Origin of the sequence: Niallia sp. Man26 (assembly GCF_022049065.2) — a bacterium.
Lineage (GTDB): Bacteria > Bacillota > Bacilli > Bacillales > Cytobacillaceae > Niallia.
The window spans coordinates 2,054,977-2,080,363 of record NZ_CP095743.1 but is presented as its reverse complement, the minus strand read 5'-3'; the positions used below and the strand labels follow the sequence as shown (position 1 = coordinate 2,080,363).

Sequence of the window (25,387 nt, the reverse complement as noted above, 5' to 3'; positions counted from 1 at the left end):
CACGCCCACATTTAAGAAATGGGCGTGCTTTTTTGTCCAAGGTGAATATTCCTTTGATACTCTTTAGGTGTCACATTATATCTCTCTTTAAAGATTCTATTAAAGAAGCCATGATTTTGATATCCTATTTCATTTAAAATTTCGGCAATTGTCATGGATGTGTGATTTAGCAAATAGGAAGCTTTGTTAAGCTTTTGTTCCTGAAGTAGCTGTTTGAAGCTTTTCCCAGTACTTTTTTTAATAAGCCTGCTTAAATAGTTGGGATGGAAGCTGAAATGCTGTGCTACCTCTTGTAAGGTACAGCTTTGAAAATTTTCCTCCATGTATAGAAGGATATCCAATATCGGATTCTGTTTCCCATTAGCCGATTTGCTGTTATTGTCTGTTTGAAAATGTCGAAGCATTTCTGCAAAGATTAATACCATATAAGCGTTGATAATATCTTTTGAGCAAAAGCTAGGTTCGTAGAATTCACATAACAGATTCTCGACGTGTGAGCCTAGCTTATCACTGTTCTGACAGTGAAATAAAAGAAAGCGGTTATGCAGGCGATCATGTGATATAGCCTCTAATATAAAGTCGGAAATAATGCTATTGCTTGACAGCTGTCCGAGCATGGAAGCAGTAAAGTAGCTTTTATCCATGAGAATATTGATGATAATATCCTTTTCCTCTGCATCACAGATTGTATGAGGCACGTTTGTATCCATGATACAAACATCTCCGCACTGTAACGGGATAACTTTATCCTGGACGATAGCCGTGCAGGTCCCTGCATATACATAGTTCATTTCTATATAGTCATGAATATGGAAAGGAATAGTAGAATACCTGGAATGCTTAACAATTTCAAGAGTTGGGTTAGGCGGAGAATAGGCATTCTCCTTTTTTTGATCGTTGAACTTGAAGACATATACTTTTTGGTTATTAAGCTCTATGCTGTCACAGCTATCAAACAAGGAATTATAGTAATCTGGATTGGTTTTATAATAGAGCTCTCTGTCAGACATAGTAAACAAGAGCTCCATTAATTCAGTTTTTTGCATGCTCCACCTCTTTCTAAAAAGTTAAGTTTGGTAAAGTAAGTAGTTATATTCAGCAATTTTAATATAAATATATTTACATTACAATAAAAATTGTTAGCGGTTCCAATAACGATATTACTGAATTAACGTAATGCAAAGGCAGGTAAATTAGTTGGTCATATACCGATAGAGGAGTGGCGTAAATGGATTATACAAAGTTGGCAGAAAGTGTTGTTTCTGAAATTGGAGGCAAGGAAAATGTTTCAAGCATTACACATTGTATGACAAGGCTGCGATTCGTGCTGAAGGATGAAAGCAAAGCAAACACAGAAGCCATAAAAAAAATACAAGGTGTATTAGGAACAGCTGTATCTGGCGGACAATATCAGATAATTGTTGGAACAGGAGTGTCGAAAGCATATGATCAGGTTATAAAACTGCTATCGATAGAGCATGAGCAGTCTGCACAAAATACCGAACGTTCTAGTCAAGTCAAAGAAGGGGCATTTAATCGCTTTTTTAAACTCATATCTGGCATTCTCTTCCCAGTAATGGGTGTCATGACAGCCGCCGGTATCATAAAGGGCTTGCTTGCAGGTTTTACTTCCTTTCAGCTGCTATCAACTGAAAGTGGCACCTATCAAATATTGTACGCTTTTTCAGATGGATTCTTCTATTTTATGCCGATTATTCTTGGCGTTTCTGCTGCGATGAAACTGAACTCCAATCCATTTGTGGCAGCAACGATTGGAGCAGGGCTTGTTTACCCTAATATTACTGCTCTTTACAATGAAGGAGCTCATATTACGTTCCTGCAAATACCGGTTGTGCTGGCGAGTTATGGAAATTCGGTGTTTCCGATTATTGCAGCAGTTGCCTTGGCAGCATTTATAGAAAAAAGAATAAAAGATAAAGTGCCGGATGCGGTGAAGTTCTTCCTGACTCCGCTCCTTGTTCTCATCATTACAGTACCTACAACCTTTTTATTAATTGGACCGCTGATGACTTATTTAAGTGATATTCTTGCATCTGGTACACAAGCAGTTTATGGGATAAGCCCAGTAATAACAGGAATAATCCTTGGAGCATTTTGGCAATTGGTCGTTATCTTTGGTCTGCATTATGCGTTTATCCCGATTCTAATGAACAATATTACAACAATGGGAGAAGACCCGATCAATGCCATTTTAAATGTAACTGTATTTGCCTTGGCAGGAGCAGCCATTGGTTTTGCTTTAAAGCAAAAAGATAAAGCGAATCGCTCACTAGGATTTTCGACAGGCATGACAGGGCTCTTTGGAGTAACGGAGCCGATTATTTACAGTATTGCGATTCCCTACAAAAAGCCATTTGTCGCTGCCTTTATAGGTGGAGGAATTGCCGGGGGCATAACAGCCTTTATGAATGCAAAAATGTATGGATTTGGCGGCAATGCACTTTTCGCTGCACCACTGTTCATCAATCCAAAAGGGATTGATTCTAGCTTTACAGCTTATATAATTTCAGCGCTTGTAGCATTTTTCGTAACATTAGCTATTACTTATATTCTGACTGGAAAGCAAACAGCTAAATTAATGGTTAAAAAAAATAGGGCAGGGAGATATAATGGAAAAATTAACTAAATTATTAACGCAGCAAGAAAATAATTATATATTTCCTTTTCTATGGATGCATGGAGAGTCTGAGGAAGTAATTGAGGAATATATGCACGAAATTTATAAAAGCGGGATAAGAGCGGTTTGCGTCGAGCCCCGGCCCCATCCTGATTTTGTCGGTGAAAGATGGTGGAAAGATTTACAGATCGTATTAGAAGTGGCTAAGGAAAAGAACATGAAGGTATGGTTGTTTGATGATGCACATTTTCCAACAGGCTATGCAAACGGGGCAATAATAAAGCATCATCCAGAATTAAGAAAGAAATTTTTAAAAATAACACAGCTTGATTTTCATGGCCCGCAAAGAAATGCTGGCATTATCGTTAGACATGCAAGTGGGGACCGAAATTCAATTCTGTCTGTAGGAACAGACGGAACTGCGGAAATAAACGGACAAAAGGACACAGCTGACCAGATTATTGGCATAATAGCTGCAAAAATCATAGATTACAATACAGTCGATACCGATACACTTGTTGATATTACGAAGCATTTAGAAAATGGTGTTGTTTATTGGGATGTTCCAGAAGGCAATTGGCGAATTTTTATTTTAGTAGAAACTTTCAGCGGTGGAGAAAGATCAACAGAAGGTTATTTAAATCCAATTGATCCAAATGCCACCCAAGTATTAATAGATACAGTTTATCAGCCTCATTTTGACAAATTCTCATCGTATTTCGGGACAACGATTGCTGGTTTTTTTACAGATGAACCTAGATTCGGCAATATAAAAGGCCCGGATGCTATTATCGGAAAAACGGAAATGGTGCTGCCGTGGCATGCAAACATCGTTGCTATGTTGGAGGAGACATTCGGAAAATCAGCCAAGGAACTATTGCCTCTGCTCCTTACAGATGGTACAAAAAAACAGCATCAAATAAGGCATGCTTATATGAATCTCGTTTCAAAAATGTATGCAGAAAATTTTACAAATAAACTAGCTCACTGGTGTACTGAGCATGGGGTAGAATATGTTGGTCATTTAATAGAGGATAATAATGCACATGGAAGATTAGGCTATGGTGCCGGACATTTCTTCCGCGCACTTGGCGGCCAAAGTATGTCAGGCATTGATGTAGTCTTGCATCAGCTCCTTCCTGGAATGGATGAAGGCTATTTCAAAACATTCACTTCAACAGGATGGGACGGAGAATTCTTTCATTATGGCTTAGGTAAACTTGGGGCATCGCTTGGTCATTTGGACTCCCAGAAAAAAGGCAGAACAATGTGTGAAATATACGGAGCCTACGGCTGGTCTGAAGGATTAAATCTGATGAAATGGATGACAGACCATATGCTTGTTAGAGGAATCAATCACTTTGTGCCCCATTCTTTTGACATGGCACCATTTCCAGATGCAGACTGTCCGCCCCATTTTTATGCACATGGCATCAATCCGCAGCATCGCTATTTGCATTTATTAATGAATTATACAAATCGGGTGTCAGAGCTGTTAAGTGACGGACAGCATGTCGCCACATCACTAATTCTTTATCATGCAGAAGCAGAGTGGTCAGGGAATGCAATGCTTTTCCAAAAACCAGCAAAGGTATTAACACAGAATCAAATCGATTTTGATATAGTATCACTAGACTTGCTTATGAATGCTGAGGTGAAAAATAATAAAATCCTCTTACATCAGGAGGAGTTTCATAACCTAGTCATTCCATATGCAGAACGGCTGCCGAAAGCATTCTTTGAAAAAGCAGCACAGCTGATTCGCGCCGGAGCAATGCTGATATTTATTAATGCTCTCCCTGTTGGAGCAAGTGAGGATGATTTAGTAAGTGACGAAATAAAATGGCTAGAAGAATCAGAACAAGTCAAGATAGTGCCTTTAGAAAAGCTTGCAAGCATGATGAGAGCAGAAGGGGCCTATGAAATTATGTTAGAAAAGGCAGCAGCTGACCTGCGATATTACCAATATCATCATTTAGAAAACACCGTGTATATGTTTTTTAATGAATCACCAGATAGTGAGATTATCAATAAAGTGACACTCAAGGAATCAGGTTATCTATATAAATATGATCCATGGGAAAACAATTGCCTTCGTTGGGTGGAGACAATTCAAAATGAAATTCCATTATTCTTGGCACCGCAGGAAGCAGCAATATGGATTGTGTCCGATTGTCAGCTCGACGCTCAACAAGTTCCTGCCAGCAAGCAAACGGGAGAATGTGAAATAACTGGCCCGTGGGAGGTTGCATTAGCAACAGCAGCTGAGTATCCGAGCTTCCATAAAAGCTTTGTGTTGGAGGAATTAACAAACATCGCTAAACCTTCTTTGTATCCAGCATTTTCTGGTAGTGTTCGATACCAAAAAGAGTTATTCATAAATGATTGTTCAACTGATTATCAGCTTGATTTAGGCGAAGCTTATGAAATTGCCGAAGTGTTTATAAATGGCTCTTCTGCAGGAGTAAAGGTAAGTAAGCCATACGTTTATGATATTTCTCCCTTTGTTCAAAAAGGCCGGAATTTGTTGACAGTGGAAGTGACGAATACACTTGGAACTGCCCAAAAAGACTATCTTTCTCAATACAGAATCTTGCAGCCAACTGGGCTGCTTGGAAGTGTGAAACTAAAAACATTTCAAAAATAGTCGCAGCTAAAACAGGACTGGTTTTATATCAATCCTGTTTTTTTTTTTTTTAGTAAAACGGTTTCATTTTTTGATTGCCTAAACTTTGAGATTGTTAGTAATATAGTAATGAAGCTTCTAACTGAGAAGTCAGGGGGAATTTATATGGATGCACTTCTTTTAAAGCAATTAATGGAACTGACAGAAGAAGAGGCCGAGATATTATCTCAAGAGAAAAAGGTCAGGAAAGACCTATATACAAGTCAAAATCATTTCATTATTGAAAGTGAAAAATTTCTGGATAAAAACAAAATGATAACCGTTAGGAAACATACTAGATTTATTGATTTTCCAAAGCACAAACATAACTATATTGAAATTAATTATGTTGTGAAGGGAGAACTGCGGCAAAAGGTAGATAATAACGCCATTATTTTGAAAAAAGGGGAGCTGCTTTTTCTTAATCAGCATATCGAGCATGAGATTGAGGCATGCGGGGAAGATGATCTTGTCCTTAATTTCATTATTCAGCCATTGTTTTTTCAATTTATCTTTCAATACTTAAACGGTGAGAATATCATTACCGAGTTTTTAATTAACAGCTTATTTAATCACACGCAAAATGGACAATATTTATATTATGCTGTAGCAGATGTGGCGGAAATTCAAGTACTGGTTGAAAATCTCATTAAGGAGGAGAACGCAAACTCCCTGCTAGCAGAATCAAAAATGAAGCTGTATATGGGTCTGCTTTTAATTGAGCTTGTGAAAAATACGGATAAAATCACGAAAAACCTTTCATCCTCTTCTCAGCATTTCCTTATTGTTGAATCATTAAAATATATTGAAGAGCACTATAAAAGCGGCACTCTTCAGGAGCTTGCCAATCACTTAATGCAATCTAGCTCAAGCTTAAGTAAAAATATTAAAAAAGCGACTGGCTTTACATTTAAAGATTTAATACAGGAAAAGCGCTTAACGAAAGCGAAAGAACTACTGGAAACGACCGATTTTCCTGTCCGGACCGTAGTGGAAGAAGTAGGCTATGATAATATCAGTTATTTTTACCGAATCTTTAAAGAAAAATATAAGAAAACACCAAAAGAACTGAGAAAAGCACTGGCAAGGTAGCGAAACTTGCCGGTTTTTTTGTGGTTAATTTTACTATTTAGGAATTTAAGGACAACAAATAAGAAAAATAACGTTATTTTATTATGCGTTTTCATTCAGTAAAATACTAATTAGGAAACGTTTTCAAAAGGGGAACAAGGAGAGGTATTATATGAACAAATCTGTCTTGGCCGTTGATATTGGAGCCTCAAGCGGGCGACTGATGCTCGGTTCTTTAAAACAGGGGAGACTGTTTTTGGAAGAAGTGCACCGCTTTTCGAACAGCATTGTCAAAAAAGGACAATACTATTGCTGGGATTTAGAGCAGCTCTTTGTCGAAATAAAACAAGGAATAAAAAAATGCAGTGATTTAAATGTAAAGCCGGAAAGTATCGGCATTGATACATGGGCAGTCGACTTTGTACTGCTCGATGATAACGGTGAGCTGCTGACAGAGGCAGTGTCTTACAGGGATGACCGGACTGACGGCATGATGGAGGAGGTTTTCGAGCATATCATCAAGGAAAGGATTTACTTGGAAACCGGCATTCAGTTTCAAAAATTCAATACGATGTATCAGCTCCGCGCCCTTCAGAAAACAGATCAAGAAAGTTTGGATAAAGCAGCTACATTTTTAATGATTCCAGATTACTTCCATTACTTGCTGACAGGTAAAGCGGTTAATGAATATACTAATGCCACGTCCACACAGCTCGTTAATGCCTTTACGAAAAAGTGGGATAAACAATTGCTTGAAGCGATTTCTATCAAACCAGAAATCTTTCAGGAAATCAAAACACCAGGCACCGTATTAGGAGAAATAAAAGAAGAGTTGGCAGAGGAATTCGGGTTCAGCTTAAAGGTTGTGCTGCCTGCGACACATGACACTGCTTCTGCCGTAATTGCAGTGCCGGAACATGAGGAGACTATTTATATCAGTTCAGGCACATGGTCTTTAATTGGAGTAGAAAACAGGTTCCCGATATGTGTGACGAAGGCATTGGATTACAACTTCACAAATGAAGGAGGCATTGACTACCGCTTCCGGTTTTTGAAGAACATCATGGGATTATGGATGATTCAAGAAGTGCGCAGAAATTATGATAATCAATATTCATTTGCTGAATTTGTGGAGCTTGCAAAAGCGGCAAGCCACTTCACATCGATTGTCAATGTTAACGATGACCGTTTTTTAAATCCAGAAAATATGATAGAAGAAATACAAAAATACTGTGCAGAAACAAATCAAGCTATTCCTTCAACACCAGGTGAGATCGCCAAATGTGTATATGACTCTCTAGTAGAGTGCTATGTTGCAGCAATTGGTGAAATTGAAGAAATCTTCGAGAAGAAATTTACAAAGATTAATATTATCGGCGGGGGCTGTCAAAACGAACTGCTGAACCAGCTCATAGCTGATGCCACAAAAAAGCAAGTGTTTGCAGGGCCTGTTGAGGCAACAGCAATCGGCAATATCGTTTCGCAATTAATTGCTTTAGGAGAAATAAAGGATATACATGAAGCGAGGAAGTTAATAAAGCATTCTTTTGATGTAAAAGGATATGAAGCAGCACAAACAATATGAGGAGGCGCAATGATGTCAGTAAAAGAAAACTTTGAAGCAGCAAAAAAACAATACGAACAATGGGGCGTGGATGTAGAGGCAGCCTTGAAAAAGTTACAAGAGATTCCTATTTCCATACATTGTTGGCAAGGTGATGATATTGGCGGATTTGAGGCCAATCCAAGTGAATTGTCAGGCGGGATTGATGTAACAGGCAATTATCCTGGCAAAGCAACTACACCTGAACAGCTGCGCAGTGATTTAGAAGTAGCTTTATCGCTCATTCCCGGCAAACATCGCGTAAACTTGCATGCCATTTATGCAGAAACAAACGGAGAAGCGGTCGAAAGGGATGAAATTGAACCGAAGCATTTCGAAAATTGGGTAGCTTGGGCTAAAGAGCAAGGATTAGGCCTTGATTTTAACCCGACTTTATTTTCTCATAAAAAAGCAGAAGACGGACTGACACTTTCTCATCCAGACGAAGACATCCGTGAGTTTTGGATCAGACACTGTATTAAAAGCAGACAAATTGCAGAGTACTTTGGCAAGGAATTAGGAACGCCTGCATTAACAAATATTTGGATACCAGACGGATATAAAGACATTCCAAGTGACAGACTCACACCTCGTATCCGCTTAAAGGAATCATTAGATAAAATCTATGCTGAAAAAACGGATGAACGCTACAATTTAGATGCAGTAGAAAGCAAAGTCTTTGGCATCGGATCTGAATCATATGTTGTCGGCTCTCATGAGTTTTATATGGGCTATGCCTTAAAAAATAATAAGCTCTGCTTGATGGATACAGGCCATTATCACCCGACTGAAACAGTATCCAATAAGATTTCATCGATGCTGCTGTTTTCCGATAAATTAGCACTTCATGTATCAAGACCTGTCAGATGGGATAGTGACCATGTCGTTATACTTGATGATGAACTAAAAGAAATTGGTCTTGAGATTGTCCGCAATAATGCCATTGACAAGGTGCTTATTGGCTTGGATTTCTTTGACGCAAGCATCAATCGTGTGGCAGCATGGACAATCGGCACAAGAAATATGATTAAGGCATTGCTTAATGCCCTATTGATGCCGAATGAGAAATTAAAACAGCTGCAAGAAAGTGGCAATTTCACAGAAAGATTAGCATTAATGGAAGAATTTAAGACATATCCTTTCGGAGCGGTTTGGGATTATTATTGTGAAACAATGAATGTGCCTGTAAGAGAAACATGGCTGGAAAATGTGAAAGCATATGAACAGGATGTTTTAGCTCAGCGCTAGTTTGTTAACTCCTCACTAATATTAGGGAGGAGAAAAAACAACAAAAATGAAAACCTTTACAAAAAAGGGGATGGAGAGTATGATACGCAAAGGCTTTATTATGAATGTTTATCCAGATAAGCATGCTGAATATGAAAAACGCCATAATGAAATATGGCCGGAAATGGTAGCAGCACTTCATGATCATGGTGCAAAAAACTACACGATATTTCTTGATAAAGAGTCAAGCAAGCTGTTTGGCTATGTTGAAATAAAAGATGAGGAAAAATGGAGCAAGATGGCAAGCACTGCCATCAACCAGAAATGGTGGGAATTCATGGAGCCTTTAATGGAAACCAATGCTGATAACAGTCCTGTTACTATTTCATTAGCAGAAGTTTTCCATATGGATTAACGATTTAAAGGTGTGCATGATGACTAAAGGAGAGAGAGAACATGGCGAAAGACAAAAAATTTGCGGCAAAAAACGTAACAGGCTGGAAAGCAACGATTGCTGTAGCAATGGCAAACTATATTGAAGCAGGCTCTATTATCGCCGCTGCAAGCAGTTTAACAATGTGGCAAGCATACTTGAATATTGACAGCATGGGTGTAGGGTTGTTAAGTGCATTAAGTGCAAACGCTTTCGGTGCGGCGATAGGTGCATTGATTGGTGGGCCATTAACAGATAAATTTGGACGGAAATTTATTTTTAGCTATGATTTGCTCGTCTATATGATTGGTGTTGCATTGATTGCAGCCTCTGTCAATTTCCCGATGCTGCTAATCGGAACGATTATTACAGGGTTGGCAGTTGGTGCCGGTGTTCCTGTTTCATGGACGTATATCGCAGAAGAATCTCCGCAGCATAAACGGGCAGCCCATGTCGGAACCGCCCAGTTGGCATGGTCAATTGGTCCAACGTTAACCTTTGTGTTTGCAGTTATTTTGGCTCCACTAGGGCTTGCTGGTTCAAGAATTATTTTTCTACACTTGCTGGTTATCGCGTTTGTGACATGGTATATAAGACGAGGCTTGGATGAATCGAAAATTTGGGAAGAACAACAAGCGAAAGAAAAAGCAGAAGCATTACAAGGCAAAGCAAAAACGAATGTATTGAAGGAATTATTTACACTAAAAGCTAATCGTCAGGCATTGGTTTTGTTAATCGGAATTTATTTATTCTGGAATTTAACAGCAGGTGCAATGGGGTATTTCATGCCGTATATTTATGAAAATGTCGGCGGGTTAAGCACAGGGCAGGCTAATATGCTGCAAGCATTTTTGTGGCTGTTCACCGTGCTGACAACATACTTCCTGTTTATGAAGCTTGGAGATAAGGTCAGCCGGAAAACATTGTTTGGAATTGGAGCAGGCATGGGACTTGTTGCTTGGATTATCCTGACATTCATGCCAATGACATGGCCGACACTGATTGCCTTTGTTATTCTGTGGGGAGCTGCAGCTGGAATTGGTGCACAAGCGTTTTATGCTCTATGGACAAGTGAGCTTTTCCCGACAAAATATCGTGCGAGTGCACAAGGACTTATGTATTTTATCGTACGAACTGGTATTGCAGTCTGGTCGTTTATCCTGCCGCTATTGATGGATACGTTAGGGTTTACTGTTGCAGGTATAGTAATGATTGCCTTCCTTGCGATTCATATGATTATCGGTATAATTCTTGCACCTGACACAAGAGGAAAAACATTGCAGCAAATTGAAAAAGAGCGTTACGGTGATGTGCTTGAGCATAAATCTGTTCATAAAACGGTATAAAGTTTAGCTAATACGAATGGGGGCAAAGGTTATGATACTGATGCCCCTTTTTTTGTAGCTTGTATTATATAAAATAGTAGCTAATTATGGTATAGTAAAAATACAAAATCAAACATAAAACCAAATAAACAAAAATTAGGGACTGTAAAGAAAGGGAGATATTAGTTGCTTGTTGCAGAAAGGCGCAGAAAAATTGTTGAATTAGTAAACGAAAGATTAAGCATTCGCGTATCAGAGCTGAGTGAAATCTTTTCTGTTACAGAAGAAACAATCAGAAGAGACTTAGAAAAGTTAGAACAAGAGCAGCTGTTAAGCAGAAGCCACGGCGGAGCTGTCAGCATTGAAAAAGAAGCAACCGATATTCCGTTTATTGTGCGGGAAATTACCAATTCTGCTGAAAAAAAGGCGATTGCTGCCGAAGCTGTGAAGCTGATTGAGCCAAGTGAGCAAATCTTATTGGACGGAAGCACAACAGCATGGTATATGGCTCAGGAATTGCCTGATATGCCTTTGACGGTTATCACGAATTCTATTAAGGTAGCCCTAGAGCTTAGCAAAAAGGAACAAATTAAAGTTATTTCCACAGGCGGAATGCTCCTTGCCAACTCGCTGTCCTATGTTGGACCCCTGTCAGAACGATCTTTAGACAGCTATTATGTCAACAAGCTGTTTCTATCATGCAAGGGTGTGCATTTGTCAGGCTTAAGTGACTCCAATGAGTGGCAGGCTATATTAAAGAAGAAGATGATCGATATTTCTTCCCAAGTTATCTTGCTTGCCGATTCTTCTAAATTCGGAGTAAAAACCTTCGCTCATATTTGTGATTTGAAAAATGTTCATCATGTCATTTCCGATGTGAACATCCCTGCTGACTATCAGAAGGAGCTGCAGGAAAAAACAATTCCTTATTCTATTGTAAAGATTTGAAACCCAATCATGGGTTTCTTTTTTTATAAGGGAAAACAGACATAAAATGTTCATAAATTCATTATTTTTTCTTTTGTTTGTTTTTGTTTATGTTGACTTATATTTGTTATCCTTTTATGATAAAGATGTAAAAAGACAACATACGAAAAAAGCAAAAATAGCAGATTAAGAGAAAACAAAGGAGTGCATGAGAATGCCAACAAAGGTTCAGAAGAAAAACCTAGAAGACGCCCCCTTCCTGAAGGAAATGTATAATGCTGCTTTTAATATGTGGAGGCTTGGATGGGATGAACGAAATGGCGGCAATATCAGTTATTTGCTGAAGGAAGAAGAGGTGAAAGAATACTTAGATGCGAGTAAGGTGGTACGCACAATACCGATTCCGACGTCTGTAGAAGAACTCGAAGGCAAATTTTTTATCGTAACTGGATCAGGCAAATACTTTAAAAATGCGAAGGAAGACCCTTGCAACACGTTTGGAATTATTAAGGTAGGAGAGAGAGGGCAAAGCATTGATCTGTTGTGGGGATTGGAGGATGGAACACTTCCGACAAGTGAGCTTCCTGCCCATTTCAAAAGTCACACAGAAAGACTAAAGGTGGACAGCGAACATCGTGTTATCATGCATAATCATGCGACAAATATTATTGCCATGACTTTTACTCATGAACTGGATGAAGCAATGTTTACGAAAACCCTCTGGCAAATGTGCACAGAATGCATCGTTGTATTTCCGGACGGAATTGGCATTGTGCCATGGATGATTCCTGGTACGGCAGAAATCGGACTGCAAACAGCACAAAAGATGAAGGAGCATCGCCTCGTCATATGGCCCCATCATGGTATATTCGGTGCAGGTACAACAATTGATGAGACATTCGGTCTAATTGAAACTGCTGAAAAAGCAGCGCAAATTTACACAGCAATCGGAGACCCAGCGCGCATAAAACAAACCATAACAGACAGAGAATTAGCTGACTTAGCAAAAGCATTTCATGTTACCCCCCGTCCTGGCATTATTATTGCTTAATAGATTACCGAATCTTTTTCGTTTTATTTGTGAAATATTGAACATATAAAGGAGGATAAACATCATGTCTTCACATGTTTTATATATACCAAGTACGAACTTAATCGGAAGAGGCTGCCTAAATGAAGCAGGCGAATATTTACATCAGCTGAAGTTTACGAAAGCACTGCTTGTAACTGATAAAGTATTAGTAAACAATGGTATTGCAGAAAAAGTGATAAATATACTGAAAAACAATGCTATCGATTATATTATTTACGACGAAGTAAAGCCTAATCCGACAATTGCTAATGTAATGAATGGCTTGCAAGTATTTCAAGAAAATCAATGTGATTGTATCGTTTCTGTCGGTGGAGGTTCACCGCAGGATGCAGCAAAGGCTATTGGCCTTATGGCAGCTAACGGCGGAGATTTAAGAACATACGAAGGTGTGGGAAAAACAGCGCATAAATCTGTCCCGATTGCAGCAGTTAACACAACTGCCGGCACTTCAAGCGAGTATACGATTAACTATGTTATTACAGATGAAGAACGGCAAGTGAAGATGGTGATGGTTGATAAAAACAGTCTTGCAGCAATTTCCATTAATGATCCTGAGCTGATGACGGCAAAACCTGAAGCATTGACAGCTGCTACAGGGATGGATGCTTTAACACATGCGATTGAAGCGATTGTGTCAAAAGGAGCATACAGGATTACAGATGCTCAAGCTTTGGCTGCAGTTGAAATTATCTTTGAATATTTGCCAAAAGCAGTCAAAAATGGGGAGGATCTCAAAGCAAGAGAGCAGATGGTATTCGCCATGTTCCTTGCTGGTGTAGCATTTAATAATGCAGGACTTGGATTTGTCCATGCAATGGCCCACCAGTTAGGCGGCGTTTACGATTTACCTCATGGTGTGTGTAATGCGATGCTTCTGCCAATCGTTGAGAGGGAAAATGCTAAACGAGACCCAAGTAAGTTTCCGGCAATTGCTAAGGCTATTGGAATTCAAACAGAAGGCAAATCAGCTTTGCAATGTGCAGAGGAAGTGATAAATGCAATTGAACAATTAAGCGTTAGTGTGGGTATTCCTGCAACTCTGTCAGAATTAGGCGTATTTGAAGCAGACTTAGATAAGCTTGCTCAGTTTGCGCTTGTGGATGCTTGTGCCCCAGGGAATCCATTTCAGCCTACAAAAGAAGAAGTAATCGCCATGTATAAGGAGATTTTATAAAGTAATATAAAAAGAGGCTGCTACAAAAGTATGTAAGTATACAAAAAAACCAAACTAATAAATAGTTTGGTTTTTTTGTGGGGCGGAGGGCACTCGACTCCTGTGGGAAATAGAGGTGGATGAGACACCGCAGGCGAAGACGAGGAGGCTTTAGCTTCCTCCCCGCAAAAAGCGCAATGAACTGAACGAATGATAAAGTTATCTACTATTTATAATCCCAAGCTTTATTTTTTAAAATATTCCTGTTTAGATAGGTTATATTTTGTTTTGTAGCATCCTCATTTGCTGATTAAAAAGCACGTTTCATTACTTTCCACAGCCAATATCCGCAAAATCCCCCAAGTGTATTAAGGATAACATCATCCACATCACAAGCACCTATCCTTGTTACAAGCTGAAGCAGTTCGACAGAAACAGACAAGGCAAAAGCGCAGCCAATAACCGAGGAAAGCTTGCGGACATTAGCAAAAAGAAGGGGAATAAAGAACCCGAACGGCATAAAAGCGAGGATGTTTCCGAATAAATTATTCGTCCATAACCCCAGATTAAAGGAAGACAATCCGCCTATGTCTGCAAGAATACTTCTAAATGGAATGAAATTATAAGCAACAGTTCCTTTGACTGCTTGTCTGTACCCTGAAAAAAACAATAAATAAAATAAAATTACTATATATACAGCAAATAAACAGAAGCACATTCCTCTGAAAATCTTTCGTCTACATTCCATTACTCTTGCTCCTTATAATGAAAAAATTCACAGCAGTTTCCGAACATTATATAAGAAAAATGAAAGATTTGTACAGAAATTAGCTAAAAAAATGCATTTAACCTATTGATGAATTGTTTTCTTCTTGATATAGTTACTTAGGTAACTAATTTTAATTTAACCTTATAAGTTAGGAGCACCTGCTGCTATGAATGATGTTCATGAATTATTTCACTCGATAAACCAGCTTGCCAGACAAATGACAAAATCATTGAATGATGCACTTCAGCCGTTCGATATTTACAGTTCACAGTGGACTGTTCTCTTTTTGCTTAAAACAAAGGGTTCTATGACACAGAAGGAAATTTCCGATTATTTAGCAATTGAGGCACCGCCGATTACAAGAACGGTGCAAAAATTAGTAGCAAATGATTATGTGAGACAAGTAAAGGGAATCGACAAACGCACAAAAAGGATTGAGCTTACCGAAAAAGCGTTGGAGAAGTACCCAGAATGGGAAAAAGCAGTCCTGCAAATGAACGAGGAGCTGATTCAGCCATTAAATCCCGCATCTCAACAGCAATTACTGACATTGATTTCAGATTGGAATCAGGATTTATCAACTAGGGGGAAGGAATTTGAGTAAGGAAACACTTTGGACGAAAAGTTTTATTAATATTTGGGTTAGCAACTTTTTTTTATTTTTAACATTTTATTTTTTAATGGTGTCTCTGCCCGTTTATGCCATCAATGAACTGCATGGGAAACAATCAAGCGCAGGTCTGATCACGACAATGTTCTTGCTGACAGCCATTGTCATCAGACCGTTCGCAGGCAAGCTGATGCAAAAATACGGGAAGAAGACACTGCTTGTACTGTCATTGGCGATCTTCTTTCTTGTGGCGCTATTCTATTTCTTGCCTGAATCTGTCGGAAGCCTACTGATTGTCCGTGCCTTTCATGGCATCGGATTCGGGATGGCAACTACTGCAACAGGAACGATTGTTGCAGATATTATTCCCAACTCCAGAAGAGGCGAAGGAATGGGCTATTATTCAATGTCGATGAACCTTGCGATGGTTGCAGGGCCGTTCCTTGGTTTGATGGCCATTAATTCATGGGGAGCAGATACACTATTTTTGCTGGCTGTAATATTTGCGGTTTTTGCAATCCTAACAGGTTTATTTATTAAACTGCCGAAAAATACAGTTCCCGCAAGCGAAGCACCGGCAGAAAAGACTCCATCTAAATTCGGCGGCATTCTCGAACCGTCTGCTATTCCGATCAGCATTGTTGCTGCACTGTTTGGAATCGTTTATTCATCTATTTTGTCCTTTGTGTCTGTATATGCAGACGGCAAAGGCTTGCAGAGTGTGTCAGGCTACTTCTTTGTCGTATATGCTATAATCATGCTGATCGGCAGACCATTTGCAGGACGCTGGTTTGACCGTTATGGTGCAAATGTGATTGTTTATCCATGCATTCTGCTATTTGCTATAGGAATGCTGACATTGAGCAATGTAAACACAGCCTTTTTCTTCTTGTTTGCAGCAGCGTTAATTGGCTTAGGTTATGGAACGCTCTTTCCAAGCTTCCAAACAATCGCCATTCAAAAAGCTGCTCCAGAAAAGCGCGGCTTAGCAACAGCAACTTTCCTGTCATTATTCGACAGCGGTATCGGAATCGGGTCCTTTATAGTAGGTTTTGTCGGAGACATGATTGGCTTCGGTTCGCTATATTTCTACAGTACTTTCTATATCTTATTAGCACTTGTCGTTTATTATTTCCTACATGGAAAAGCGGCAAAACAGGCTAAGTTAATGAGCAATGTATCGAAAGCTGGATAAATCTTGAATGCCTGAGCAAATTAATTTGCTCAGGTTTTTTTATGGAAACAAAGAGCTTTTAACCATTTGCAGAAAAATTAAAAAATATTTTTTTGATTATTGACAAATGTGTGAACTTTTTATTATCCTAAGGGTATAACAAATGTTAAGTGCTGTAACAAATGTGACATGAAGAACCTTAAAGTGTTTATCTGTGACAGATGTTACAGTTTTTTTAACTTAAAAATGAAAGCGCTATTATTTAGGGTGAGGAGGCTCAATAACAAGCAAATAAGGGGAGGAGAAGGGGGCTTATATGCAGTTAGCTTTTATACTTTGTTTGATACTTATTGTGCAATATCTTTTATCGCTGTTTCAGATTAAGCAATACAAAAAGAATATCGATAAAATTGTCAGCGGTTACAAAGGTCAGGATGGTTTTTTTATGTTCTCAGGAATGACACGCGGAAAGCTTAAGCACGGAGCAATTGCTGTCTTAATTGTTGATAGTAACTATATCATTCATGAATGTCACTTGTTAAAAGGGATGTCAGTCTTAACTAAATTTAAGGCGATGGAAATCTATAAAGGCAAGCATGTTGGGGAAATTGTCAGCTACATCCATGATGAGATTCCTAATAAGGGCAAAAATAAACTTCCTTCCTCAAGAAAGGCATTGTTACAGGCAAGTGAAAATGCATTATTAACAATCGCTAAGAAAAAGGTGTCATTAGGAGTATAAATAAGGGGGTCAAACAATGGAATGGATCAAATGGTTAGGAGAGCATTTTATTGGGATGTTTCAGGCAGGCGGGGAAACCTTTATGGGGCTGGTAACAGGCATTGTTCCTACTCTCGTAGTTCTATTAACATTCACGTATGCAATGATGAAATTTGTTGGAGAAGAAAGAGTTACACGAATCATTCAGTTTGCTGCTAAATACACAATCCTTCGCTATACACTCATGCCAATTCTATCACTTCTTATGTTAACAAACCCAATGGCATATACTTTTGGCCGTTTTTTACCAGAAAAGCAAAAGCCCGCCTTCTACGATTCAGCCGTATCATTCGTTCATCCAGTCACAGGTTTATTTCCTTATGCAAATGCAGGAGAGCTCTTTGTCTATTTAGGAATTGCTAACGGCATCCAAGAATTAGGGCTGCCGATAGCAGACTTAGCTGTCCGTTACTTTATCGTTGGTGTCGTTATTATTTTGATTCGTGGAATCGTAACTGAAATAATCACAAAATATTTAGCGAAAAAGGATGGCGCTGATATAGCGTAGAAAAGGGGGAGATTGTATATGACAGCTTATCGCGGTGTTTTCGTATCCAAAGGCTCAGGCGGCTGGGGTGTTGGTCTGTATGTGGAACCAGATTCTAAAAAGAGCAAAATTGTTTCGATTACAGGCGGAGGGATTCATCCAGTTGCCGCAAAAATAGCAGAGTTAACTGGTGCTGAGGCAGTAGATGGCTTTAAAGGCTCCTATCCAGAAGAAGAAATGGCCTGTGTTGTTATTGACTGTGGCGGAACTGCACGGATTGGCGTTTACCCAATGAAACGAATTTTGACAGTCGATGTTCTTCCTTCCTCTCCATCAGGTCCGCTGTCCAAATATATAACCGATGATATTTTTGTTTCAGGTGTAACAACGAAAGATGTGGCGATTTCAGAAAGCTATAATCAATCTGCAAGTGCCGAAGAAGCAGCAGAGCGTCCTAAATTTGATACTAAAGATAAAGACAAATTCCAGGAGAACTATAAACAATTAAAACAAAACATTGCAGCAAAACAAAAAGAAAATATCTTGCTGCGTTTCTCAAAAGGAATTGGCAATGTCACAGGCACATTTTATCAAGCTGGCCGGGACACAATGGATATTTTGCTAAAGAATATTCTGCCTTTTATGGCGTTTGTAAGTATGCTCATGGGAATTATTAATTATACAGGTGTGGGCGATTGGATTGCACAGGCACTTACTCCTCTTGCTGGTTCCCTTTGGGGGCTGCTTGTCATAGCGGTTGTCTGTACATTGCCCTTCTTATCTCCAGTGTTAGGACCTGGCGCCGTAATCGCCCAAGTTATTGGCGTATTAATCGGTTCGCAAATAGCGTTAGGCAATATTCCGCCCCAATATGCTCTTCCTGCCCTATTTGCCATTAATGGGCAAGTTGGCTGTGATTTTATTCCTGTTGGTTTGTCTCTTGGCGAAGCTAAGCCAGAAACAGTTCGCTACGGAGTACCTGCGATTCTTTACAGTCGTTTGATCACAGGTGTTGTTGCTGTAGTCATTGCTTATTTTGCTAGTTTTGGCATGTATTAAATACGTGGAAGGATAGGGTCGATGTGTTTAAACAGGATAGAAGGATGCTCGTTAAAATTGCCCAAATGTATTATGAGGAAGGTGCCACCCAATCGGAAATTGCCGACAGAATTGGAATCAGCAGGTCCCTCGTTTCTAAGCTGTTAACGAAAGCGAGGGAAGATGGTATTGTCGAAATTATCATTCATGATGACCATATTCATCAATTTAGAAATATTGAACGGAAAATAGAGCGTCTTTATGCATTAAGGGAAGTAGTATGCATAGAGAGTGTTGGCAAGGAGACGTCAAAAAAGCAATTAGGCGAAGCGGCCAGTGAGTATTTACATCGTGTTATCAGAGATGGCCAGATTATTGGCATGTCCTCTGGCACGACATTAAATGAAGTGGCAAAGGCTATCAGTTCTGTGCAGCACTATCCAACAGCAACCGTTGTTCCATTAGTCGGAGGGATGGGGAACGAGCGAGTAGACATTCATTCGAACAGTATTGTCTCAAAGGTCGGCAATGCCCTTCAATCGAAGTATGAGTTACTGCATGTTCCAGTAATGGTAGACACAAAGGAAGCGAGAGAAGTATTAATACGCCAGCCTTCTATCCGGTCTATTTTTCATTTAGCAGAACAATCACATATTGCCATTGTAGGTATAGGCGGCCGGCCAGAGGATTCGACGATGGTAAAATCGTACATGGGCTCTGATCATCTGCAAATCACGAATGACTCAGAAATTGTCGGCGATATTTGTTATAACTTTATTAATAAGTTTGGCAAGCCTGTTCAAAATGCTTGGAATGACAGAGTGATAGCAATGGAACTGGAAAAATTAAAAGCAATACCGCTCGTTATTGGTGTAGCTTCCGGTCTGGAAAAGGTTCAAGCCATAAAAGCTGCCTTGGAGGGTAGTTTAATTCATGTGCTGATTACAGATGAAGCAACTGGAACTGCCCTTGTAGAAGGCTAGCAAGAGTTGAAGTCGTGCATATGAACTCTGATTTATTCGAAAATTACCATTGACAGGTATTATTTAACACCTTAAACTGAAAATGCGGAACAAATGATAAGGGTTGGAACAAATGTAATAAAGTTCACTATATTGTTAGACTATATAACATTTGTATTTCTAAAATATTAAATTGTAAGCGCATTACAAATACGAGGGAGGAATTATTAATGTCAATTTACACAAAGCTTTTACAAAGAGAACGTGAAAATGCACCCATTAAAGTCGGAGTTATCGGTGCAGGCCAGATGGGTTTTGGAATGATTGCGCAAATCTCCAAAATTCCCGGTATGATCGTAACAGGTATATGTGATGTAAATGTTCAGGCAGCACAAAGAGCTGCTGATTTCTATTCCTCTCAATCTGCCCGCAAGGATTCTATCGTAGTTACAAACGATTATCGTAAAGTCATTCAGTCAAACAATGTGGAAGTAATCGTAGATGCCACTGGTGTTCCAGAAGTAGGCGCAAATGTTTCATTAGAAGCGTTAAGGTCTAAAAAACATATCGTTCTGCTCAATGTAGAAGTGGATATAACAATTGGCTCCATCATGTATCAAATGTTCAGCAATGCCGGACTAATTTATACAGGCTCAGCCGGTGATGAGCCTGCTGCTACACTAGAATTATATGAATTTGCTAAAACGATGGGATTGGAAGTGCTTGTTGCCGGCAAAGGGAAAAACAATCCATTTAACCCGTTATCAAACCCTGATACAGCAGCTGCTGAAGCAAAAAGTAAAAACATGAGTGCCCATATGCTAGCGGCCTTTCAAGATGGGACAAAAACAATGGCAGAAATGAACCTGTTAAGTAATGCGATTGGGTTAATTCCAGATAAGGTCGGCATGCACGGTGTATCAGCAACAGTGCAGGATGTTGCTGATAAATTGGACTTAAAGGAAAATGGCGGGGTATTAAACAGCTTTGGGGTTGTAGAGTATGTAAACGGATTAGCACCAGGGGTTTTTGTCATTGTCAAAAGTGAGCTTGAACCAGTTGATGAAGAGCTGCGCTACTTAAAAGTTGGCAAAGGTCCTCATTATGTATTTTACCGCCCTTATCATTTGGCTAGTTTAGAAACGCCGATCACTATTGCAAAAGCAGTATTAGAGCATGACTCTTCCATTCACCCACTCGGGGCGCCTATATCTGAAACAGTAACGGTCGCTAAAAGAGATATAAAAGCTGGAGAAACATTAGACGGCATTGGTGGATACAGTGTTCGCGGTGTTCTGGAAACGCATTCTGATATGAAGAAAAATGGTCATATTCCAATTGGTTTAATTAGTGGAAAAGTAATAGCAAAACGGGATATAAAAACAGGAACGTTCCTGACTTTTGATGATATAGAGTTAGATACAAATACAACGGTTTGGAAATTAAGAGCATTACAAGATCAGCTTTTTCCATCTAATTTAGAACAACGGCCGCTTGTGACACTATAAGTAATGAACCAATAGGAGGATTAAGGATGACAACATCAGTCGTAAAAGAAATAGGTGTATTAGTTTCCGCATTTAAAGAAGATAAAATCTTAATATTATTCGGGCCACAGGCACCGAAGGAACTTCGAGAAATGGCAGTTATTCATGAATTTGAGCTGTTGGATAGTGAGCCATTAAAGCATGGCGGCACGATTGCATTTGGAGACGAGACTTTTACTATTACAGCGTTAGGAGATCATGCAAATAAGAATTTCAAGGAATTAGGGCATATATCTATCTATTTTCAAGAACCAGTAGATGAAGTGTTGCCTGGAGCTGTGTTTGCTGCACCATATTCCTTCCCAAATTCTATTAATGAAGGAACAGTAATTTCAGTAAAATAAACAAGCGGGAAAGGGAGAATCAAGTATATAAACTTGAGCTCTTTTTCCCTTTTTTTATCCTCTTTTAAATTGATTTTTGATTAGTAAAAAATATCAGAAAATACACGCTTTTCCCTTGACTAGAAGAGCAATACATTATATGATTTTTACAAATGTAACAGTATTGAACAAATGTAAAGGGAGGAACAATAATGAAGATTAAAACATTAAAGCTTCCTGAAATGATTACAGAACAGAAATTAAAAGAGCTGTATAAAGAACTGTGGCTAATTCGGTATTTCGATGAAAAAGTTGACCAGTTTTTTGCGAAAGGAATGATCCATGGAACAACACATTTATGTGTTGGCCAAGAGCCGTCTGCTGCTGGATCCATTGCAGTGATTAGCAGAAAAGATAAGATTATCAGCACCCATCGCGGGCACGGCCACTGTATTTCGAAAGAAGGCGATGTGAACAAGATGATGGCAGAGCTCTTTGGCAGAGAAACAGGCTACTGTAAAGGAAAAGGCGGATCGATGCATATTGCAGATTTAGAAAAAGGCAATCTGGGCGCCAATGGGATTGTCGGCGGCGGGCTTCCGTTAGCAGTCGGAGCAGCTCTTACCTCCAAAATAAAAAATGAGAATTATGTGGTGCTTTGCTTCTTTGGAGATGGTGCATCAAATGAAGGCAGCTTCCATGAATCGCTGAACTTAGCAGCGATTTGGGATTTGCCGGTAGTTTTTATTTGCGAAAATAATCAGTATGGGATGTCCGGCCCAGTCAAAGATATGACAAGGATTGAAAATATTGCCGACAGAGCCGGCAGTTACGGCATACCTGGCAAAGTAGTGGACGGTCTTGACATGATTGAGATAATGAATTCCGTTCACGAAGCGGTTGAGCATGCACGCAATTCTAAAGGACCATCCTTAATTGAAATGAAAACATACCGCTGGAAAGGCCACTCTAAAAGCGATGCAAAAAAATACCGGACTCGGGAAGAAGAGAAGGAATGGCGCGAAAAGGACGGAATTAAACGCTTTAAAGACACGTTAATCAATAGTGGTGTCTTAACAGAAGAAACAGCTAAACAGCTTCAGGAAGAAGCCTATGAAGAGATTGAAAAGGCTGTAACATTCGCTGAAAACAGTCCAGAACCATCCCTTGATAGATTACTAGAAGATGTATATGCCTAAAAGAGAGGAGCTAAAAAATGGCTACTAGACAAATAACCTATTTAGAGGCAGTCAGGGAAGCAATGAGTTTAGAAATGCGAGAAAACGAGGATGTGTTTATCCTCGGTGAAGACATCGGTGTATACGGAGGAGCCTTTGGCGTTACTCGGGGTATGATTGAGGAGTTTGGACCGGAGCGCGTTCGTAATACGCCAATCTCAGAGGCAGCGATTGCAGGTGCTGCCATTGGTGCAGCTTTAACAGGAATGCGTCCAATATTGGAGCTTCAATTCTCTGATTTTATTACAATAGCTATGGACCAAATGGTGAATCAAGCGGCGAAAACACGCTATATGTTTGGAGGTAAAGGCAAGGTGCCAATGGTGCTGCGCACACCTGCTGGTTCAGGAACAGGAGCAGCTGCTCAACATTCACAAAGCTTAGAAGCATGGATGGCCCACATCCCCGGCTTAAAGGTAGTCCAGCCTGCGACAGCTTATGATGTTAAAGGATTGCTAAAAGCGGCAATGGATGATGATAACCCCGTTATTTTTTACGAGCATAAGCTTTTGTATAAAACAACAGGAGACGTGCCAGAAGAATCATACAAAATCGAGTTAGGTAAGGCAGATATTAAACGGAGCGGCACAGATGTGACAATTGTTGCAACCGCTATCATGGTTCATAAAGCACTCGAGGCAGCGGCTGAACTGGAAAAAGACGGCATAAGTGTGGAAGTCATTGATCCGCGTACGCTTGTTCCACTAGATACAGACACGATTATACAATCTGTCAAAAAGACTGGACGATTAATTGTAGTTCATGAAGCAGTAAAGCGAGGCGGTTTTGGTGGAGAAATTGTCAGTGTTATTGCAGAGAGCGAAGCATTTGACTATTTAGATGCCCCAATTAAACGGTTAGGAGGAAAGGATGTCCCGATTCCATACAACCCGAAATTAGAAAAAGCCGCCATTCCCCAAGTTCCCGATATTGTTGAGGCAGTGAAAGAAACAGTGAAGAACAGGTAAGGAGGGAAAGCCAATATGGCAAAAGAAATATTTATGCCTAAGTTAAGCAGCACGATGGCAGTCGGGACACTTCTGCAGTGGTTTAAAGAAGAAGGAGAGACTGTCGAAATCGGTGAACCGCTGTTTGAAATAATGACAGATAAAATTAACATTGAAGTAGAAGCCTATGATGATGGTGTGTTGTTAAAAAAATATGTCGATGTTGACACGGAGGTACCAGTTAACCATATTGTTGGCTATATCGGTGCAAAGGGTGAAGCAGTGCCTGCCAATTCGCCAGGCATTGCTGGCGGTGAAACAGACGTGAGAGAACAAGCAGAATCAGTTTCTATTCAACAAGAACTCTCCCATAATCACATACAAACGGAAGAAAAACCTCGGGCAACTCCAGCTGCTCGGCAAATGGCCCGCACAAACAAACTAGATTTAGTTTTCATTAACGGAAGCGGACCAAACGGCCGCATTCATAAAAAAGATGTGTTGCTACAACTAGAAGATAATACAAAGGCAACACCACTTGCGAAAAAAATAGCAGCAGCAGCACAAGTGGACTTAAATACTGTTGCTGGAAGCGGAGCACAGGGCAAGATTGTGAAAGCAGACATATTATCAGCGCTGCCAGCAAAATCAATGGAATCAGAACCAGTGCTAGAATCAATGGAAATACGGAAGAAAATGTCTGGGATTCGAAAAGTTATTGCCGAAAGGATGGCACAAAGCGCTTATACCGCACCACATGTTACATTAACCACAGAAGCAGACATGATCAAAGTAAAAGAACTGCGAACATCCCTCTTACCAGTTGTCGAAAAACAAACAGGCCTTCGTTTATCGTTTACAGATATTATCATAAAAGCGGCAGGGACCGCATTAAGTCGTCATCCTCATGTGAATGCATCTGTAGTAGGAGACGAAATTGTTCAGTACAGAGAAATTAACATCGGTTTGGCAGTAGCGGTTCCTGACGGTTTAATGGTTCCAGTCATTAAAGACGTTTCTTCAAAAGGACTCACTGCAGTTACAATGGCGGCAAAAGATATCGGACAGAGAGCGCGTGAAAATAAGCTGCTCCCAGAACAACTAAAAGGCTCTACCTTTACGATCTCCAACCTTGGAATGTATGCAGTTGATGCTTTTACGCCGATCATTAATCAGCCTGAAAGTGCCATATTAGGAGTCGGCCGCATTCAGGATAAACCTGTAGCTATAAATAACAGTCTGGAAATTCGGCCAATGATGACATTAAGTCTCTCCTTTGATCATCGAGCAATCGATGGAGCCCCGGCCGCAGCGTTTTTAACAGAATTAAAGCAAATATTGGAAAACCCATATGAGTTATTAGCATAGGAGGTATA

Annotated in this window: 23 protein-coding genes; 21 read left to right on the top strand and 2 right to left on the bottom strand. The window is 39.7% G+C overall.

What is annotated here, in order from left to right; genetic code table 11:
- Positions 1-11: 11 nt before the first annotated feature.
- Positions 12-1,046, bottom strand: coding sequence for an AraC family transcriptional regulator (locus L8T27_RS10505; RefSeq protein WP_237941490.1), 1,035 nt, complete (start codon positions 1,044-1,046; stop codon positions 12-14).
- A 182-nt stretch (positions 1,047-1,228) separates the two neighbouring features.
- Here L8T27_RS10505 and L8T27_RS10500 point away from each other — a divergent pair, with 182 nt between their 5' ends.
- The 10 genes from L8T27_RS10500 (at position 1,229) to L8T27_RS10455 (ending at position 14,156) form a co-directional block, all read left to right on the top strand.
- Positions 1,229-2,647, top strand: a complete 1,419-nt coding sequence (locus L8T27_RS10500; protein WP_237941489.1) for a PTS transporter subunit EIIC — start codon at positions 1,229-1,231, stop codon at positions 2,645-2,647.
- A complete protein-coding gene (locus tag L8T27_RS10495) occupies positions 2,631-5,285 on the top strand; it encodes a glycosylhydrolase-like jelly roll fold domain-containing protein (RefSeq protein WP_237941488.1) in 2,655 nt (884 codons plus the stop codon). The genes L8T27_RS10500 and L8T27_RS10495 overlap by 17 nt, the downstream gene beginning before the upstream one ends.
- Before the next feature lie 144 nt (positions 5,286-5,429).
- Complete coding sequence (locus L8T27_RS10490) at positions 5,430-6,395, top strand: AraC family transcriptional regulator (protein ID WP_233313732.1); 966 nt, start codon at positions 5,430-5,432, stop codon at positions 6,393-6,395.
- Positions 6,396-6,546: 151 nt separating this feature from the next.
- The gene (gene rhaB, locus L8T27_RS10485; protein WP_237941487.1) at positions 6,547-7,959 is read left to right on the top strand and encodes a rhamnulokinase; all 1,413 of its coding nucleotides are present in this window, start codon (positions 6,547-6,549) and stop codon (positions 7,957-7,959) included.
- A 12-nt stretch (positions 7,960-7,971) separates the two neighbouring features.
- Positions 7,972-9,225, top strand: coding sequence for an L-rhamnose isomerase (gene rhaA / locus L8T27_RS10480; RefSeq protein ID WP_233314748.1), 1,254 nt, complete (start codon positions 7,972-7,974; stop codon positions 9,223-9,225).
- Positions 9,226-9,304: 79 nt separating this feature from the next.
- Positions 9,305-9,619 carry an L-rhamnose mutarotase gene (gene rhaM, locus L8T27_RS10475; protein WP_233313734.1) on the top strand — a complete coding sequence of 105 codons (315 nt, stop codon included), beginning with the start codon at positions 9,305-9,307 and terminating at the stop codon, positions 9,617-9,619.
- A gap of 41 nt (positions 9,620-9,660) precedes the next feature.
- Positions 9,661-10,983 (top strand): MFS transporter, encoded by a 1,323-nt coding sequence (locus tag L8T27_RS10470; RefSeq protein WP_233313735.1) that lies wholly within the window; start codon positions 9,661-9,663, stop codon positions 10,981-10,983.
- A 165-nt stretch (positions 10,984-11,148) separates the two neighbouring features.
- Positions 11,149-11,910, top strand: coding sequence for a DeoR/GlpR family DNA-binding transcription regulator (locus L8T27_RS10465; RefSeq protein ID WP_237941486.1), 762 nt, complete (start codon positions 11,149-11,151; stop codon positions 11,908-11,910).
- Positions 11,911-12,103: 193 nt separating this feature from the next.
- Entirely contained in the window at positions 12,104-12,940 is an 837-nt protein-coding gene (gene rhaD, locus L8T27_RS10460; protein ID WP_237941485.1) for a rhamnulose-1-phosphate aldolase, read from the top strand.
- Positions 12,941-13,004: 64 nt separating this feature from the next.
- Positions 13,005-14,156 carry an iron-containing alcohol dehydrogenase gene (locus L8T27_RS10455; RefSeq protein ID WP_237941484.1) on the top strand — a complete coding sequence of 384 codons (1,152 nt, stop codon included), beginning with the start codon at positions 13,005-13,007 and terminating at the stop codon, positions 14,154-14,156.
- 289 nt (positions 14,157-14,445) lie between these two features.
- Here L8T27_RS10455 and L8T27_RS10450 read toward each other — a convergent pair whose 3' ends face one another.
- Entirely contained in the window at positions 14,446-14,883 is a 438-nt protein-coding gene (locus tag L8T27_RS10450) for a VanZ family protein (RefSeq protein ID WP_233313739.1), read from the bottom strand.
- 187 nt (positions 14,884-15,070) lie between these two features.
- On the opposite strand from L8T27_RS10450, the gene L8T27_RS10445 reads away from it, so the two are divergent.
- The 11 genes from L8T27_RS10445 to L8T27_RS10395 all read left to right on the top strand — a co-directional run bounded on the left by L8T27_RS10445 (position 15,071) and on the right by L8T27_RS10395 (position 25,379).
- Positions 15,071-15,508, top strand: coding sequence for a MarR family winged helix-turn-helix transcriptional regulator (locus L8T27_RS10445; protein ID WP_237941483.1), 438 nt, complete (start codon positions 15,071-15,073; stop codon positions 15,506-15,508).
- Positions 15,501-16,709: an MFS transporter gene (locus L8T27_RS10440; protein WP_233313741.1), complete on the top strand. Its 1,209-nt coding sequence runs from the start codon at positions 15,501-15,503 to the stop codon at positions 16,707-16,709. The genes L8T27_RS10445 and L8T27_RS10440 overlap by 8 nt, the downstream gene beginning before the upstream one ends.
- Before the next feature lie 295 nt (positions 16,710-17,004).
- The gene (locus L8T27_RS10435; protein WP_233313742.1) at positions 17,005-17,430 is read left to right on the top strand and encodes a transcriptional regulator GutM; all 426 of its coding nucleotides are present in this window, start codon (positions 17,005-17,007) and stop codon (positions 17,428-17,430) included.
- 16 nt (positions 17,431-17,446) lie between these two features.
- A complete protein-coding gene (gene srlA / locus L8T27_RS10430) occupies positions 17,447-17,977 on the top strand; it encodes a PTS glucitol/sorbitol transporter subunit IIC (protein WP_233313743.1) in 531 nt (176 codons plus the stop codon).
- 18 nt (positions 17,978-17,995) lie between these two features.
- Entirely contained in the window at positions 17,996-19,015 is a 1,020-nt protein-coding gene (gene srlE, locus L8T27_RS10425; RefSeq protein WP_237941482.1) for a PTS glucitol/sorbitol transporter subunit IIB, read from the top strand.
- A gap of 23 nt (positions 19,016-19,038) precedes the next feature.
- Positions 19,039-19,977 (top strand): sugar-binding transcriptional regulator, encoded by a 939-nt coding sequence (locus L8T27_RS10420; protein WP_233313745.1) that lies wholly within the window; start codon positions 19,039-19,041, stop codon positions 19,975-19,977.
- A 209-nt stretch (positions 19,978-20,186) separates the two neighbouring features.
- The gene (locus tag L8T27_RS10415; protein ID WP_237941480.1) at positions 20,187-21,464 is read left to right on the top strand and encodes an NAD(P)H-dependent oxidoreductase; all 1,278 of its coding nucleotides are present in this window, start codon (positions 20,187-20,189) and stop codon (positions 21,462-21,464) included.
- A gap of 26 nt (positions 21,465-21,490) precedes the next feature.
- Positions 21,491-21,847, top strand: coding sequence for a PTS glucitol/sorbitol transporter subunit IIA (locus L8T27_RS10410; RefSeq protein ID WP_233313747.1), 357 nt, complete (start codon positions 21,491-21,493; stop codon positions 21,845-21,847).
- 191 nt (positions 21,848-22,038) lie between these two features.
- Positions 22,039-23,025 carry a thiamine pyrophosphate-dependent dehydrogenase E1 component subunit alpha gene (locus L8T27_RS10405; protein WP_233313748.1) on the top strand — a complete coding sequence of 329 codons (987 nt, stop codon included), beginning with the start codon at positions 22,039-22,041 and terminating at the stop codon, positions 23,023-23,025.
- Between the two features lie 17 nt (positions 23,026-23,042).
- A complete protein-coding gene (locus tag L8T27_RS10400) occupies positions 23,043-24,032 on the top strand; it encodes an alpha-ketoacid dehydrogenase subunit beta (protein ID WP_237941479.1) in 990 nt (329 codons plus the stop codon).
- Positions 24,033-24,047: 15 nt separating this feature from the next.
- Positions 24,048-25,379 carry a dihydrolipoamide acetyltransferase family protein gene (locus tag L8T27_RS10395; protein ID WP_237941478.1) on the top strand — a complete coding sequence of 444 codons (1,332 nt, stop codon included), beginning with the start codon at positions 24,048-24,050 and terminating at the stop codon, positions 25,377-25,379.
- Positions 25,380-25,387: the final 8 nt, after the last annotated feature.

Coding starts and splice junctions, on each gene's coding strand:
- L8T27_RS10455 (WP_237941484.1), top strand. CDS start 13,005: ATGTCTTCACATGTTTTATATATACCAAGTACGAACTTAATCGGAAGA.
- L8T27_RS10470 (WP_233313735.1), top strand. CDS start 9,661: ATGGCGAAAGACAAAAAATTTGCGGCAAAAAACGTAACAGGCTGGAAA.
- L8T27_RS10505 (WP_237941490.1), bottom strand. CDS start 1,046: ATGCAAAAAACTGAATTAATGGAGCTCTTGTTTACTATGTCTGACAGA.
- L8T27_RS10405 (WP_233313748.1), top strand. CDS start 22,039: ATGAAGATTAAAACATTAAAGCTTCCTGAAATGATTACAGAACAGAAA.
- rhaM (WP_233313734.1), top strand. CDS start 9,305: ATGATACGCAAAGGCTTTATTATGAATGTTTATCCAGATAAGCATGCT.
- rhaA (WP_233314748.1), top strand. CDS start 7,972: ATGTCAGTAAAAGAAAACTTTGAAGCAGCAAAAAAACAATACGAACAA.
- rhaB (WP_237941487.1), top strand. CDS start 6,547: ATGAACAAATCTGTCTTGGCCGTTGATATTGGAGCCTCAAGCGGGCGA.
- L8T27_RS10500 (WP_237941489.1), top strand. CDS start 1,229: ATGGATTATACAAAGTTGGCAGAAAGTGTTGTTTCTGAAATTGGAGGC.
- L8T27_RS10435 (WP_233313742.1), top strand. CDS start 17,005: ATGCAGTTAGCTTTTATACTTTGTTTGATACTTATTGTGCAATATCTT.
- L8T27_RS10410 (WP_233313747.1), top strand. CDS start 21,491: ATGACAACATCAGTCGTAAAAGAAATAGGTGTATTAGTTTCCGCATTT.
- L8T27_RS10445 (WP_237941483.1), top strand. CDS start 15,071: ATGAATGATGTTCATGAATTATTTCACTCGATAAACCAGCTTGCCAGA.
- L8T27_RS10495 (WP_237941488.1), top strand. CDS start 2,631: ATGGAAAAATTAACTAAATTATTAACGCAGCAAGAAAATAATTATATA.
- L8T27_RS10400 (WP_237941479.1), top strand. CDS start 23,043: ATGGCTACTAGACAAATAACCTATTTAGAGGCAGTCAGGGAAGCAATG.
- L8T27_RS10395 (WP_237941478.1), top strand. CDS start 24,048: ATGGCAAAAGAAATATTTATGCCTAAGTTAAGCAGCACGATGGCAGTC.
- L8T27_RS10450 (WP_233313739.1), bottom strand. CDS start 14,883: ATGGAATGTAGACGAAAGATTTTCAGAGGAATGTGCTTCTGTTTATTT.
- rhaD (WP_237941485.1), top strand. CDS start 12,104: ATGCCAACAAAGGTTCAGAAGAAAAACCTAGAAGACGCCCCCTTCCTG.
- L8T27_RS10490 (WP_233313732.1), top strand. CDS start 5,430: ATGGATGCACTTCTTTTAAAGCAATTAATGGAACTGACAGAAGAAGAG.
- L8T27_RS10415 (WP_237941480.1), top strand. CDS start 20,187: ATGTCAATTTACACAAAGCTTTTACAAAGAGAACGTGAAAATGCACCC.
- srlE (WP_237941482.1), top strand. CDS start 17,996: ATGACAGCTTATCGCGGTGTTTTCGTATCCAAAGGCTCAGGCGGCTGG.
- srlA (WP_233313743.1), top strand. CDS start 17,447: ATGGAATGGATCAAATGGTTAGGAGAGCATTTTATTGGGATGTTTCAG.